The organism is Pseudomonas sp. BN607 (assembly GCF_029871175.1).
In the GTDB taxonomy this organism is placed as follows: domain Bacteria; phylum Pseudomonadota; class Gammaproteobacteria; order Pseudomonadales; family Pseudomonadaceae; genus Aquipseudomonas.
In genome coordinates, this window is sequence record NZ_SSOE01000057.1 from 1 (window position 1) to 14,189 (window position 14,189).

The 14,189-nt window shown below is 64.0% G+C and carries 10 protein-coding genes; 3 read left to right on the forward strand and 7 right to left on the reverse strand.

Annotation, left to right across the window (positions count from 1 at the left end):
- From E8E68_RS15945 to E8E68_RS15975, 7 genes are all read right to left on the reverse strand, one after another.
- The coding region (locus E8E68_RS15945) for an amino acid adenylation domain-containing protein (protein WP_280342804.1) at positions 1-3,104 on the reverse strand (3,104 nt) is incomplete at its 3' end.
- 167 nt (positions 3,105-3,271) lie between these two features.
- Positions 3,272-4,921: a cyclic peptide export ABC transporter gene (locus E8E68_RS15950; protein WP_280342806.1), complete on the reverse strand. Its 1,650-nt coding sequence runs from the start codon at positions 4,919-4,921 to the stop codon at positions 3,272-3,274.
- A 22-nt stretch (positions 4,922-4,943) separates the two neighbouring features.
- Positions 4,944-5,963 (reverse strand): GNAT family N-acetyltransferase, encoded by a 1,020-nt coding sequence (locus tag E8E68_RS15955; RefSeq protein ID WP_266032163.1) that lies wholly within the window; start codon positions 5,961-5,963, stop codon positions 4,944-4,946.
- A 76-nt stretch (positions 5,964-6,039) separates the two neighbouring features.
- Positions 6,040-7,479, reverse strand: a complete 1,440-nt coding sequence (locus tag E8E68_RS15960) for an efflux transporter outer membrane subunit (RefSeq protein ID WP_280342809.1) — start codon at positions 7,477-7,479, stop codon at positions 6,040-6,042.
- Complete coding sequence (locus tag E8E68_RS15965) at positions 7,476-9,446, reverse strand: MacB family efflux pump subunit (RefSeq protein ID WP_266032164.1); 1,971 nt, start codon at positions 9,444-9,446, stop codon at positions 7,476-7,478. The genes E8E68_RS15960 and E8E68_RS15965 overlap by 4 nt, the downstream gene beginning before the upstream one ends.
- Positions 9,447-10,610 (reverse strand): efflux RND transporter periplasmic adaptor subunit, encoded by a 1,164-nt coding sequence (locus E8E68_RS15970; RefSeq protein WP_266032165.1) that lies wholly within the window; start codon positions 10,608-10,610, stop codon positions 9,447-9,449.
- Between the two features lie 205 nt (positions 10,611-10,815).
- Complete coding sequence (locus tag E8E68_RS15975) at positions 10,816-11,100, reverse strand: hypothetical protein (protein WP_023381347.1); 285 nt, start codon at positions 11,098-11,100, stop codon at positions 10,816-10,818.
- A 153-nt stretch (positions 11,101-11,253) separates the two neighbouring features.
- On the opposite strand from E8E68_RS15975, the gene E8E68_RS15980 reads away from it, so the two are divergent.
- From E8E68_RS15980 to htpG, 3 genes are all read left to right on the forward strand, one after another.
- Entirely contained in the window at positions 11,254-11,730 is a 477-nt protein-coding gene (locus tag E8E68_RS15980; protein WP_266032166.1) for a PaaI family thioesterase, read from the forward strand.
- Entirely contained in the window at positions 11,727-12,209 is a 483-nt protein-coding gene (locus tag E8E68_RS15985; RefSeq protein WP_110745672.1) for a PaaI family thioesterase, read from the forward strand. Before E8E68_RS15980 ends, E8E68_RS15985 begins: the two co-directional genes overlap by 4 nt.
- A gap of 68 nt (positions 12,210-12,277) precedes the next feature.
- On the forward strand, positions 12,278-14,182 hold the full coding sequence (gene htpG, locus E8E68_RS15990; protein ID WP_280342820.1) for a molecular chaperone HtpG: 1,905 nt from the start codon (positions 12,278-12,280) through the stop codon (positions 14,180-14,182).
- The last annotated feature ends 7 nt before the right edge of the window (positions 14,183-14,189 follow it).

The following is a 14,189-nucleotide window of genomic DNA, read 5'->3' on the forward strand; positions in this document are numbered from 1 at the left end:
TGCAACAGGCTGGCATCGGCCTTGGGCAGGGCCTTGCGGTCGAGCTTGCCGTTGGCTGTCAGCGGCCACCGGTCGAGCAGCAGCAGGTGCGCCGGGACCATGTAGTCCGGCAGCGCTTCCTTCAACTGTTCGCGCAGCTGCGCACGCAGCCCGGCCTGCTGCTCCAGCGCTACCTCGGCAGCGGGGATCAGGTAGGCCACCAGCTGCTGGCCGGTCGCGCCTTCCTGGGCCAGCACCAGGGCCTCGCGCACTTGTGGTTGCGCCTGCAGGCGGGCTTCGATCTCACCCAGCTCGATGCGGAAGCCGCGGATCTTCACCTGGTGGTCGATGCGCCCGGCGTATTCGATCACCCCGTCGGCGTGGTAGCGCGCCAGGTCACCGGTGCGGTACAGGCGCCCGCCAGGGGCACCGAACGGGTCCGGCACGAAGCGCGTGGCGCTCAGGTCGCTGCGCTTGAGGTAGCCGCGCGCCAGGCCGGCGCGGCCGACGTACAGCTCGCCGATGCAGCCTTTGGCTACCGGGTTCAGGTCGCCGTCGAGCACATACCAGGACAGGTCGGGGATCGGCACGCCCATCGGGCTGCTGGCCGCCTTGCCCAGGTCAGCCAGCGACAGCGGCCGGTAGCTGACATGCACGGTGGTTTCGGTGATGCCGTACATGTTCACCAGCTGCGGCTGGCGGTCGCCGAAGCGCTCGAACCACGGTGCCAGGCTGTTGACGTCCAGCGCCTCGCCCCCGAACACCACGCTGCGCAATGCCAATGGCCGCTGCGGCTCGGCCGTGGTGGCCACTGCCATCAGTTGCTTGAACGCCGACGGGGTCTGGTTCAGCACCGTGACCTGCTCGTCGGCCAGCAGCTGGTAGAAGGCCTCGGGCGAGCGGCTGGTGTGCTGCGGCACGATCACCAGGCGCCCGCCGTACAGCAGGGCGCCGAAGATTTCCCACACCGAGAAGTCGAAGGCATAGGAGTGGAACAGGCTCCACACGTCGTCGCTGCCGAAGCGGAAGTCGGCGTCGGTGGCCGTGAACAGGCGCAGCACGTTGCGCTGCGGCAGCAGCACGCCCTTGGGCTTGCCGGTGGAACCGGAGGTGTAGATCACGTAGGCGAGGTTGTCCGGGCTGACGGTGACCGGCGAGCAGGCCAGCGGGTCGGCCTGGCTGCTGTCATCGTTGCTTTCCAGGCTGAGCACGCGCACGCCTGCCGGCACCGGCAGGCTGGCCAGCACCTGGGGCTGGGCCAGCACGCGCTGCAGGCCGCTGTCTTCGATCATGTAAGCCAAACGGTCGGCCGGGTAGGCCGGGTCCAGCGGCACATAGGCACCGCCAGCCTTGAGAATGGCGAAGATGCCAACGACCATGTCCAGCGAGCGCTCGGCGGCCAGGCCGACCAGCACGTCAGGCCCGACCCCGTCGTCGACCAGGCGCCGGGCCAGGGCGTTGGCACGCTGGTTGAGCTGGACATAGCTCAGGGCCTGGCCCTCGCAGGTGACGGCGATGGCATCGGGGGTGCGCTGCACCTGGGCCTCGATGCGGCTGTGCAGGGCCTGATCGGCCGGGTGCTCGGCGGGGGCCGGGTTCCACTGGGCGAAGGTGGCCTGCTGTTCCGGCGTGCCCAGCATGTCGAGCTCGCCCAGCCGTTGTTCGGGCCCCCGGGCCATGGCCAGCAGCAGGTTCTGCCAGTGCCGGGCCATGCGTTGCACGGTGGCGTGGCTGAACTGGCTGCAGTCGTATTCGAGGCTGAAGCCAAGGCCATCGGCTGCGTATTCAAGGTCGATGCCGATCAGGCATTTGGCCTGGGCGCTGGCGGTATCGAGGAAGTCCAGCTGCAGTGGGCCCAGGGCCAGCGGGCCGCTGGCAGTCCCCGCCACGCGCCAGTTGAACAGGGCCTGGAACAACTGGGTGGGTAGCACCTGGCCGTTGTGCTGCAGCGTCTCCAGGTACAGCTCCATCGGGTAGTCGCTGTTGCTCAGGGCCGCAATAGACTGCTCGCGCAGGTTTTGCAGCAGGGTCTGCACGGATTGCTGCGGGTCGAGTTCGGCGCGGTAGATCTGGGTGCTGACGAAGAACCCTACCAACTGCTGGGTTTCGCTGCGGTTGCGCCCGGCGCTGGGCACGCCGAGGGTGAATTGCCGCTGGCCGCTGTAGCGGCCCAGCAGCACCTGCCAGGCGGCCAGGGCGATGACGAAGGGTTGCACGCCTTGCTGCCGGCTGAGCTGCTGCAGGGCCCGGAACACCTCGGCGTCCAGTTGCAGGCCATGGTAGCGGGCACTGGTGCCCTCGGGTGGTGCGTCAGCGCAGCGCGGGTCGACGTCACCCGGCAACATCAACGGCTGCAGTTCGTCACCCAGCCGGGTATGCCAGTAGCGGGCAGACGCTTTGCACTCATCGCTTTGCAGGTAGGCCTGGCGCTGCCAGATGGCGTAATCGGCATATTGGATGGCGGGCCGTTGCAGCTTGCAGGCTCCCTGGGCGGCTGCCTGCGAATAGGCGCCCAGCAGGTCCTGCAGCAGGATCGGATTGGACCAGGCGTCTGAAACGATGTGGTGCATGTTCAGCAGCAGCACATGCTCGTCACCTTGTACTTTCACCAGCCGGGCCCGGATCAGGGGCGCCTTGCCGAGGTCGAACGGTGCCAGCGCATCCGCTTCGATGAGCCGCTGCAATGCATGAGGGCGTTGCGTGGCGGGCATGGCGGTCAGGTCGTCGCAGGGCATTTCGAGGCGTGCGTCGGCTTCGACGAACTGCTGCGGTATCCCCTCGACCTCGGCGAACCTGCTGCGCAGGATGTCATGGCGGTCGACCACCGCCTGCAAGGCCATGGCCAGGTGCTGGTCATGCAGTTCACCCTTCAGTGACAGTGCCCGTGGCAGGTTGTACGCCGCGCTCTGCGGGTTGAACTGCTGCAGGTACCACAGGCGCTGCTGGGCGAAGGAGAGGGGGGCTGGCCCGGCGCTCTCGCGTGGTGTTATCCGGTCGGGTTCAGGCAGCTCATCCTGGAGGAGGGCGAGCAAGGCGTCGTCCAGCAAGTCTTCAGCGAGCGAGTCGGCATCCAGTGATTCGTGCATGGCGGTCCCTGTGGCAGTCGAGGCGAAGGACAGCAGCATGGGGGCCGGCCTTGCCGGCGAATGGCCGCTGCCCTCTGGAGAGGTGTATGGCCAGTAAACGAGCCGCCGCACGGCAAATTTACCGGCGGGCGCGTGGGTGACGGGGCGGGTGGGCAGGCCCCGGCCAGGGTTGTAGCCGACCTGGTCGGGGCGAGGGATGCAGCCGGTCAGGCCGGCTGGGCTGCGGTGCGAACCTTGCCGCTGTCCATGTGTACCAACTGGTCGGCAATATCGAAGTAGCGGTCGTCGTGGGAAATGACGATGATGGTCTTGCCCAGGCGCTTGAGGTCCGGCAGCAGCTCTGTGTAGAAGATGCGGCGGAAGGTTGGGTCCTGATCGGCTGCCCACTCGTCGAACACCAGTACCGGGCGCTGCTCCAGCCAGGCGCTGATCAGTGCCAGGCGCTTGCGTTGCCCAGTGGACAGGTCGGTGGTGGTGAAGGCGCCGTCGCGTACGCTGACCTTGTGCGCGATCTCCAGGCGTTGCAGGTATTGGGTCGCATCGTCGGGGATTTGCTGGTCACCCTGGACCACGTCGTCGAACAGGTAGTAGTCGGCGAAAATGGTGGTGAACAGCTGCCGGTAGTCATCCCGGTCAAGCACCGACACCGGCTGGCCATCCAGCAGGATGTCCCCACTGTGCGGCGCATACAGGCCAAGCAGCAGCTTGATCAACGTGGTCTTGCCACAACCGTTCTCGCCGACGATGAACACGATGTCGCCCTGGTTGATCGTGAGGTTCACCGGGCCCAGGCGAAACGGCGTGCTGCCCTCGACGGCCGGAAATGCGTACTGCACATTGCGCAGCTCCAGGCTGGTGATGGTCTGGCGCGGTGCGCCTTGGCCGTCGAGCAGCAGGTTCGGTTCGGGCGAGGAAAACTGCTCTGACAGCTCGGCAATGCGCTGGAATGCCACCTGTGCCTTGCTGACCAGCGGCAGTACGCTGACCAGATGGTCCAGTGGGCCTTTCATGTACAGCAGCACCAGCACGAAACCGGTCATTGCGGCCTGATCGACGCTTGTCCAGGTGCTTTGCAGCGCCAGGGCCAGGCCGATGACGATGAAGAACAGCGTCGAACCGAACGTCTTGGCCAGGATGTAGGTATTGACTGCCTTGATCTGGATGGCGCTGATCCGCTCGCTGATCCCCTGGATATGCCGGGTGAACATGCGATACCGGCGTGGCCGGTGTATGCGCAGCTCCTTGGCGCCCTGGGCAATGGCGTTGTAATGCTTCTGCAGGTCGTCCTCGGCCTCGCGGGCGGTGTTGAACCCCTTGATGCCGCGCGTGCGGGCGATGACCTGGGCGGTGATGCCGGCGCCCAATGCCAGCAGCATCAGCAGGAACAGCGGGCCGGACAATGTTGCCAGGTAGCCCATGCAGCCCAGCGTCACCGCCAGCGAAATGGTCAGGGGGGCGAAGGCGAACGAGAAATCGCTGATGGTATCGATATCGTGGGTCAGCACCGGGATCAGGCGGTGGCTGCGATAGCGCTCGATCTGCTCGATGGGCGCCGAGAGCACTTTTTCGCCCAGCTCTTTGCGCAGTTTGGCGATGATCTTCTGGCCAACGAAGTTGGTGCCCATGTCGGAGAAGATGCTGCTGAGCAGGGTGAGCACGCAAAGGCTGGCGAATAACCACAGCACGGCATGGGTCAGCCCTGCTTCGCTGTTGAGGGCGCGGTTGATGGTGGCCAGCAGCGTGGTGACGCTGAAGCCGCCGAGGATGCCCAGCAGGGTGGACACCAGCACGATGGGCCAGAACGGCTTGAGCAACTGGGCAAGCTCGCGGGTCGCGCTGAGCGGTTTGCGAATCATGGGGAAGTCTTCTCCAGGCGGATCAAAGGACGTGGTCATCAAAGAAGGCTTCACGCTCAAGGCGCAGCAGGGCGGCTTTCTTGTGAGCCAGTTGAATGTCCTTCAGGTGGCCGAACCCCTGGGACTTGAGGAAGTCGATCTGGCGGGTATGGTCGATGCGCGGCTCGCCGAGGATGCGCTGGGTGCGGGGGTCATCGAGGAACATGTAATGCATCAGCGAACGGAACCAGCCGCGCAGTTTGCCAATGCCCTGGTGCTTGGGCTCGCCGATCACCACATGCCAGCCACGGTCGTAGTCGGCGACGTCGTAGTAGGGTGCGATGCGGTCTTCCTTGCACCAGTACACTTCAAAGTAGGCGAAGGGTTCGTCATCGAAGCAGCCGATCAGCGGGTGCACGCGCGGGTCGTCGAGCATTTCGCGAATGTATTGCGCATGTTCTTCCGGGGTGCCGGTCTGCTCCCAGAAGAACGCGACTTGCTCCAGGTTCATCCAGCGGTTGAAGGCTGCAAGGTCTTTCACCGGGTCGATGGTGCGCAGTGAAAAGGTGGTGTTCAGCTTCGGCAGGTGGCGTCGATAGACTTCGCCCGCCGGTTTTGGCGGGCGTTGCGGGTGGCGTTTTTCGCCGCTGAAGCAGTAACGCGGGGCCGTGTGCACGCTGGCCGGCTCACGAAGCCATGGCAGGGGTTGCTGCCAGAAGGTCTGGCGGGTGCAGCGCAGGGCAAGCTGGCCTTGGTCGTCGACCTGCCAGTGATCGAAAATGCCTTCACGTACCGCACGCACGGCAAATTCCCGGTCGCCAGGAACCCGCACAGTCACCTGGTCGCATTGTTTGCGGTGGCAGAAACGGGTCGCCAGTACCGCCAGCATCGCGCTGGCCGGGAACGCAGGCGGAAGTGGCTCGAAGACGATACTGTGGTCGACCTCCCGGTAGGGGATGGCGGCGCTGCTGTCGAGGCGCAGGCTGCCGCTCTCTGGCGTTTCATCCTGGGCGCTGGCTTTGCGGCCATCGGCCAGGATCAGACTGAAAGAGGGTGCGTTCATAGGGCTTCCTGTGAGGGGGCGGGTGCGACTTATCGGGTGCTGTCCATGGATAAAGACGAACCGCACCTGCCGATGTTTAAGCGCCGGGTGCGGCACCTGGTTCAGCGCCAGCGACCTGCCAGCCGCCGCCCAGGGCCTTGTACAGGGCGATGCTGCCCATGACCCGCTTGAGGCGCAGTTGCACATCCTCGTCCTGAGCCTGGTACAGGGTGCGTTGGGTCTGCAGGACGGTCAGCAGGTCCTCGGCGCCCGCCTGGTAGCGGCTTTCGGCAATGTCGAAGGCTTTGCGCGCCTGTTGCAGTTCGATCGCCTGCCAATGCAGTTGCCGGTCGATGCCGTCCAGGGTATTGAGGGCCTTTTCCACATCGCTGAAACCGGCCAGGATGGCACCGCGGTAGTCCTGCAGCAGTTCGTCCTGGGCTGCCACCGCTTTGTCGCGCTCGGCGCCCAGTCGGCCGTTGTCGAACACCGGGGTAACCAAGCCTGTGGCGAGGCTGGTGAAGGGGTTGCGCAAGACGTCCGGGAAATGATCGGCGCCGCTGCCGACGATCAGCGTCAGGTTGAGTTTGGGCAGCATCGCCGCGCGGGCTACACGCACATTGGCCTGAGCCGCCGCCAGCTTGGCCTCGGCATTGGCGATATCCGGCCGTCGGCTGATCAGTTCGCTGGGCAGGCCCGCATCGATCGAGGGCCAGTTGAGCTGTTCAAAGCGCGTGTTGCCCAGTTGCAGGTCCTGCACCGGCTGCCCGACCAGGGTCGCCAGGGTGATCAGGGCTTCCCGGGCCTGTTGTTGGTACAGTGGGCGTTGCCGTTGCTGGGCGGCGACCAGGCTTTGTTGCTGGGCCAATTCCAGTGCCGTGGCCGAGCCTGCATCGAAGCGGGTTTGCACCAGTTGCAGGACACGCTCGGCATTGGCCAGGTTAAGGTCGGCAATCCGCCCCTGCTGCTGGAAGGCCAGCGCCTGCATGTAGCTGTCGGCAACCTTGCCGAGCAAGGTCAGTTCAACGGTCGCGCGGTCGAACTCACTGGCTTGCAGGTTGTGCAGGGCACTTTCGCGCGCTGCCGCGTTGCCGCCCCAGAAGTCCACCTCGTAGCTGGCCTTCAGGGCCACATCCAGGTAGTGAGTGGTGCGCTGGGTCGGGCTGGAATTCAGCTGGCTGTAGCCCTCGCCGTGCTGCAGGCGCTCGCGGTTGGCGTTGGCTGCCCCGGTCACCTCAGGCAGCAAGGGGCCGCCGGCAATGACCGCATCGGCCTGCGCCTGGCGAACCCGGGCCATGGCCGCACCGACTTCGAAGCTGTCGGTGCGGGCTTGCTCCACCAGTTGGTTCAGTGTCGGGCTGCCGAACGACTGCCACCAGCCGGTCAAGTTGCGGGGTGGCGCCTCGGGCGTGGCTGCCTGCCAGCGGGCCGGGGCAGGCACGCCGTGTTGCGGCGGCAGTGCAGGGGTGGCGCAGGCGCTCAGCAGCAGGCAGGCGCCCAGCAGGGGCAAGGGTTTGATCAACGTTGGGGTACTCATACGCTGGTAAGGGCGGCCACCGGGTCGAGCCGGGCAGCCTTGCGGGCGGGCATGAAGCCGAACGCGATACCGGTGACCACGGCGCAGCCGAAGGCACCCATGGCGGCGGGCAGCGAGAAGGCGACGGCGACCTGGCCGAGGCTCAGGGCGCCGCCAATCAGCAATGCCAGGGCGATGCCGCTGACGCCGCCGACCATGGTCAGCATCACGGCTTCGGTAAGGAACTGGCGCAGGATGTCGCGCTGGCGCGCGCCGGTGGCCATGCGGATACCAATTTCCCGTGTGCGCTCGCGCACGGTCATCAGCATGATGTTCATCACCCCGATGCCGCCCACCAGCAGCGAAATGGCGGCAATGGCGCCCAGCATCAGCGACAGTGCGTTCTGCGTTTTGGCTTCGGCCTGGATCATCGCCGCATTGTTGGTGAGTTCGAAGTCGGTTACACCGTTGTGCAGTTTCAGCAGCAACTGGTCGATGACCTGCTCGGTCTGCTTCACCTGGCGCGCATCTGCAGCGGCGATCACCACGTATTCCGGGGCCTGGTTGCCGAACAGGCGCACGCTGGCGGTGGTGTAGGGCACCATCACCCGGGCATCGGCATCCTGGTCGCCAGAGCTGGCGCCCTTGCCGGCCAGCACCCCGATGACCTGGAACGGTGCGTTCTCGATGAGAATGTACTGGCCCACCGGGTTGCGGTCGGCAAACAGTTTTTCCCGGGTCTTTTCGCCAATTACCGCCACTGCCGCGCCGGCGGCTTCGTCGGCCTCGGTGAAGAAGCTGCCTTGCACGACCGGCCAGTTGAATATCTGCGGGAAGTAGGTGTTGGAGCCGCCTACATACAGCTTCAGGTCCTGGTTGCCATAGCGTACGCCGGCCTTGCCGCCATTGACGGGCATGATCATGCGTACCTGGGGCAGGGTGGCGATGGCGCGGGTGTCGTCCAGGGTGATGATGCCTTCCGGCGCCCTGGGGGCGGGTGGCTTGCCGTTGAGGTAGATGATGTTGGAGCCGAAGGCGCCCATCTGGGCCATGACCTGGCGCTTGCTGCCTTCACCCACTGCCAGCATGACGACCACCGACGCCACGCCGATGATGATGCCAAGCAACGTCAGTGCGGTGCGAAAGCGGTTGATCCACATCACCCTCCATGCCGCCTTGACGGCGTCCAGCAGTTCGCCTTTCCAGGCACCGTTGTGCTCGCTGCCGTCGTTCAGGCGTTGGCGCAGGTCAACGGCCTGCAGCGCGCTGGTCTTGGGTGTGGAAACGGGCCGTGGCTCAGGCTGGGCCTGGTCGCTGATGATTTGGCCATCGCGGATTTCGATGATGCGCTTGGCCCGTGCGGCGACTTCCCGGTCGTGGGTGATGAGGATCACCACATGGCCCTGGCTGGCCAGTTCGTCGAGCAGGGCCATGACTTCGGTACCGCTGCGGCTGTCGAGGGCGCCGGTGGGTTCGTCTGCCAGAATGATATGGCCACCGTTCATCAGCGCGCGGGCTATCGATACGCGTTGTTGCTGGCCGCCAGACAACTGGTGCGGGCGATTACCGGTACGTTCGGCCAGGCCCAGGCGGGTCAGCAGGGCATGGGCGCGTGCGTGGCGCTCGGCGGCAGGCGTGCCGGCATAGATCGCCGGCATTTCGACGTTTTCCTGGGCGGTGCCGGAGGCAATCAGGTGATAGCCCTGGAACACGAAACCGAAGGCTTCACGCCGCAGCCAGGCGAGTGCGTCACTGTCCAGGCTGGCCACCTGTTCACCCGCGAACAGGTAGTCGCCACTGGAGGGGCGGTCCAGGCAGCCGAGGATGTTCATCAGCGTAGATTTGCCTGAGCCAGAGGTACCGACAATGGCGACGAATTCACCGGCATGGATGCTCAGGTCGATGCCACGCAAGACCTCGATTCGCGGTGTATCGACGCCGCCATAGCCTTTGCGGATATCGCGCAGCTCAATCAGGGGAACCGGCATTCACCCTCCTGCACTGAGCAAGGGGCTGATCAGCAGGTGGTCACCTTCTTCCAGTCCTTCGAGAATCTGCACGCGCAGGCGGTCGCTGATGCCGGTGCGCACTTCGCGATTTTCAATGGCGCCTTGTTTCGTCAGTACCTGTGCCAGCCTAAGATCGGGCTGCTTGCCCGGGTTGAGCGCGGAAATCGGGGCGGTCAGCACGTTGTGCGCGCGGTCAGCGACGAAGAACACCTGGGTGGTCATTTCCGCCATCAGGGCGCCGTCGGCGTTGTCGACGTCCAGCAAGACCGTATACAGCACCACGCGGCCATTGCTTTTGCTGGCCGGGCTGCCGCTGCCCTGGTTGGCATGCTCCAGCGGCTTGGGCGGCACCGGCAAGATCTGCCGCACCCTGCTGCTCCAGCGCCGGGTGCCGCCGCTAAGGGTGGTGAAATAGGCGTGCATGCCGGGTTTGACATGGCCGATGTCCGCTTCCGAGACCTCTGCCCAGACGGTCATCGGTGACAGCTTGGCAATGCGCAGGATCAGCGGTGTTTGCTGCTGGGCGTTGAGTGTCTGCCCCTCGCGGGCATCCAGTGCGACCACAGTGCCACTCATGGGCGCATAGATGCGTGTGTAACCCAGTTCGGCCTGGTCGCTGCGCAGGCTGGCCTGGGCCTGGCGAATCTGCGCCTTGATCATGTCGATGCGCGCCTGGGTGGCCTTGAGTTCGGCACGCGCCGTTTGCACGTCCTCTTCGCGCGTGGCCCCGCCTGCCGCCAGGCTCTGCTGGCGCTCGGCCTTTTGCCGGGCCAGCTCATGCTGGGCACGTTGCTCTTGCAACTGTGCCTGCAGGTTCTCGACCGAGTAGCGTCCCGCGTCCAGCTTGGCCTGTTGCGTGGATGGGTCGATTTCGACCAGCAGCTGGCCTTCTTGCACGGCGTCGCCGACCTCGACCTTGATGGCGCGGATCTGCCCGGATGCCTGGGCGCCGACATCCACATAGCGGCGCGGCTGCAACGTGCCGATGGCGGTCACGCTGCTCTCGATATCACCCCGGCTGACAGTGACGGTGTTCAGGCCGTCGTGGCTGGGCGGCATGATCTGCCAGGCACTCACGGCCAGCAGCGTTGCCAGGCCAAATACGATGATCAGGGCCCGGCGGGCCAAGGGGGGACGATTCATGCAGGGTTCCGGCCAAAGTGAATTCCTCCGAGACGCGTCGCGGGGTTGTCCTTTGAACGAGAAGTAGCCTGCAAAATTTACTGCGCGGCATGCCGCAGGTGTTGAAAGTTGCCGGTGCCGCGTTAACTGTCTGATTAATCGATTAAGCTACAACTAGCAGAAACAAAAAAACCCGACAGGTGTCGGGTTTTTTTGTGAGCTTACATTACTGCTTGGCAGGTTCTGCCGGAGTAGCTGGCGCGGCTTCCGGAGCCGGAGTAGCCGGTGCGGCTTCTTCGGCAGCCTTCTGCTCGGCTTCGGCCTGATCTTTGGCAGCTTCGGCGTTTTCCTTGGCTGCTTCGTTCATTTTATCCTGAGCTTCGCCCATTTTTTCCTGGGCTTGCTCGGCGTGTTGCTGTGCGTCCTGGGCTTTGTCTTCGCTCGCTTTATCGCAAGCGGCCAGGCCCATGGCAGCGGCCAGCATCAGAGCAAAAGCAAAAGGTTTACGCATGGGGGTGTTTCTCCTTGGTGGAATAAGTGACTTGTTCCTTCGATGCAACTACGCGGAATAAGTTCCGCGAAGATTACAGATATATAACGTACCGTTCTACATAGACTTTTCAATAAATTTATGCCGCTGCGACAAAGCGGGTGGAAGCTGCCAATGAGCGATTCAACCTTGATGGCCATGGCCGAGCGTTTTCTCTCGGCGTTGAAACATTGCCAGTTATTGCAAATGCGTGTGGCGCAGGCGGATGGCGATGGCATGACCCTGGTCCTGCCGTGGTCGCCGGCCATTGTCGGCAACCCGCAAACTGGCGCCGTGCACGGCGGCGCGCTGACCACCCTGCTGGACACTACCTGCGGCATGGCCACCTTGTGCGTGTTGCCGCGTTTCGAAGTGTGCCCCACGCTGGACCTGCGCATCGACTACATGCACCCAGCCGAGGCCGGCAAGGACATCTATGGCCACGCGCAGTGCTACCGGGTTACCCGCGACGTGATCTTTACCCGTGGCAGCGCCTACCAGGACGACCCCGACCAACCCATCTGCCAGGTGGTGGGCACGTTCATGCGCCTGGGCCAGGAGATCAAGGGCGGCATCCGTTTCGGCAACAGCCTGAAGGAGGGCGGGGCATGATTCCGCACGCGGTTCGCCAGCAGCTCAACGCAGCCCACGCGGTAGGCGACTATCGACCACTGCTGGCGCTGATTCCCTACGCCGGCTTGATCGGCATCGAATGCGAGCGCCAGGGCGAAGACCTGCTGTTCCGCCTGCCGGCCAGCCAGGACAACATTGGCAACCCGCTGCTGCCGGCTATTCATGGCGGGGTGATCGCCGGCTTCATGGAGCTGTCGGCAGCGTTGTACCTGCTGATCTACAGCGAGAGCGCCAGCATTCCGAAGATCATCGATTTTTCCATCGACTACCTGCGCGCCGGGCATTTTCGCGATACCTACGCCCAGTGCCAGTTGTGGCGCCAGGGCCGACGCGTGACCAACGTGGCCATCACCGCCTGGCAGGGTGACAGGCAATCACCAATCGCCACGGCCCGTGCGCATTTCAAGATCGAGCCGGAAAAGCCCTTGAAATCATCCGGGCAGCCCCCATCTGCATGACATCCGCCTTGACGCAGGCCAGACCGGCCGCCAGGCGCCACTGCCATCAGATCGGAGTTTTGAAGACCATGAGTGTGGAGACTCAAAAAGAAACGCTTGGCTTCCAGACCGAGGTAAAGCAACTGCTGCACCTCATGATCCATTCCCTGTACTCGAACAAGGAGATCTTCCTGCGGGAACTGATCTCCAACGCCTCCGACGCTGCCGACAAGCTGCGTTTCGAAGCCCTGTCCAAGCCTGAACTATTCGAAGGCGATGCCGACCTCAAGATTCGCCTGAGCTTCGACAAGGACGCCGGTACCATCACCCTCGAGGACAACGGCATCGGCATGAGCCGCGAAGACGTCATTGCCCACTTGGGCACCATTGCCAAGTCCGGCACTGCCGACTTCATGAAGAACCTCACCGGCGACCAGAAGAAGGACTCGCACCTGATCGGCCAGTTCGGCGTGGGCTTCTACTCCGCGTTCATCGTTGCCGACAAGGTCGACGTGTACAGCCGCCGTGCCGGCCAGCCAGCGGCCGAAGGTGTGCACTGGTCGTCGCAAGGCGAGGGCGAATTCGAAGTCGCCACCATCGACAAGCCACAGCGCGGTACCCGTATCGTCCTGCACCTGAAGAAGGACGAGCAGGAATTCGCCGACGGCTGGCGCCTGCGCAACGTGGTCAAGAAATACTCCGACCACATCGCCCTGCCGATCCAGCTGCCGAAAGAGCAAGCTGCCGCCGAAGGTGAAGAGCAGCCGGCCGAAGAGTGGGAAACCGTCAACCGCGCCAGCGCCCTGTGGACCCGTTCGCGCACCGAGGTGAAGGACGAGGAGTACCAGGAGTTCTACAAGCACATCGGCCATGACTTCGAGAACCCGCTGGCCTGGAGCCACAACAAGGTAGAAGGCAAGCTCGAATACAACTCGCTGCTGTATGTGCCGGCCCGTGCGCCGTTCGACCTGTACCAGCGTGAAGCGCCACGCGGCCTGAAGCTGTATGTGCAGCGCGTGTTCATCATGGACCAGGCCGAGTCGTTCCTGCCGCTGTACCTGCGCTTCATCAAGGGCGTGGTCGACTCCAATGACCTGTCGCTGAACGTGTCGCGTGAAATCCTGCAGAAAGACCCGATCATCGACTCGATGAAGACCGCGCTGACCAAGCGCGTGCTGGACATGCTGGAAAAGCTGGCGAAGAACGAGCCTGAGCAGTACAAGGGCTTCTGGAAAAACTTCGGCCAGGTGCTGAAGGAAGGCCCGGCCGAAGACTTCGCCAACAAGGAAAAGATCGCCGGCCTGCTGCGCTTCGCTTCCACCCACGATGACAGCGGCGAGCAGAGTGTTGCCCTGGCTGACTACCTGGCCCGCGCCAAGGAAGGCCAGGACAAGATCTACTACCTCACCGGCGAGTCGTACGCACAGGTCAAGAACAGCCCGCACCTGGAGGTCTTCCGCAAGAAAGGCATCGAAGTGCTGCTGCTGACCGACCGCATCGACGAGTGGCTGATGAGCTACCTCAACGAGTTCGACGGCAAGGCCTTCGTAGACGTCGCCCGTGGCGATCTGGACCTGGGCAAGCTGGATTCGGAAGAAGACAAGAAAGCCCAGGAAGAAGTGGCAAAAGACAAGGAAGGCCTGGTCGAGCGCCTTAAAGGTGCGCTGGGTGACAGCGTCGCCGAAGTGCGGGTCTCGCACCGTCTGACCGACTCGCCGGCAATCCTCGCCATTGGCGAGCAGGACCTGGGCCTGCAGATGCGCCAGATCCTCGAAGCCAGCGGGCAGAAAGTGCCGGAGTCGAAGCCGATCTTCGAATTCAACCCGAGCCACCCGCTGATCGAGAAGCTGGACAACGAGCAGAGCGAAGACCGCTTCGCCGAGCTGTCGCATATCCTGTTCGATCAGGCAGCGCTGGCGGCCGGTGACAGCCTGAAAGACCCGGCAGCGTACGTTCGTCGCCTGAACAAGCTACTGGTCGAGCTGTCTGCTTGAGTTGATG

Coding starts and splice junctions, on each gene's coding strand:
- E8E68_RS15975 (WP_023381347.1), bottom strand. CDS start 11,100: ATGCGTAAACCTTTTGCTTTTGCTCTGATGCTGGCCGCTGCCATGGGC.
- E8E68_RS15970 (WP_266032165.1), bottom strand. CDS start 10,610: ATGAATCGTCCCCCCTTGGCCCGCCGGGCCCTGATCATCGTATTTGGC.
- E8E68_RS15955 (WP_266032163.1), bottom strand. CDS start 5,963: ATGAACGCACCCTCTTTCAGTCTGATCCTGGCCGATGGCCGCAAAGCC.
- E8E68_RS15965 (WP_266032164.1), bottom strand. CDS start 9,446: ATGCCGGTTCCCCTGATTGAGCTGCGCGATATCCGCAAAGGCTATGGC.
- htpG (WP_280342820.1), top strand. CDS start 12,278: ATGAGTGTGGAGACTCAAAAAGAAACGCTTGGCTTCCAGACCGAGGTA.
- E8E68_RS15950 (WP_280342806.1), bottom strand. CDS start 4,921: ATGATTCGCAAACCGCTCAGCGCGACCCGCGAGCTTGCCCAGTTGCTC.
- E8E68_RS15980 (WP_266032166.1), top strand. CDS start 11,254: ATGAGCGATTCAACCTTGATGGCCATGGCCGAGCGTTTTCTCTCGGCG.
- E8E68_RS15960 (WP_280342809.1), bottom strand. CDS start 7,479: ATGAGTACCCCAACGTTGATCAAACCCTTGCCCCTGCTGGGCGCCTGC.
- E8E68_RS15985 (WP_110745672.1), top strand. CDS start 11,727: ATGATTCCGCACGCGGTTCGCCAGCAGCTCAACGCAGCCCACGCGGTA.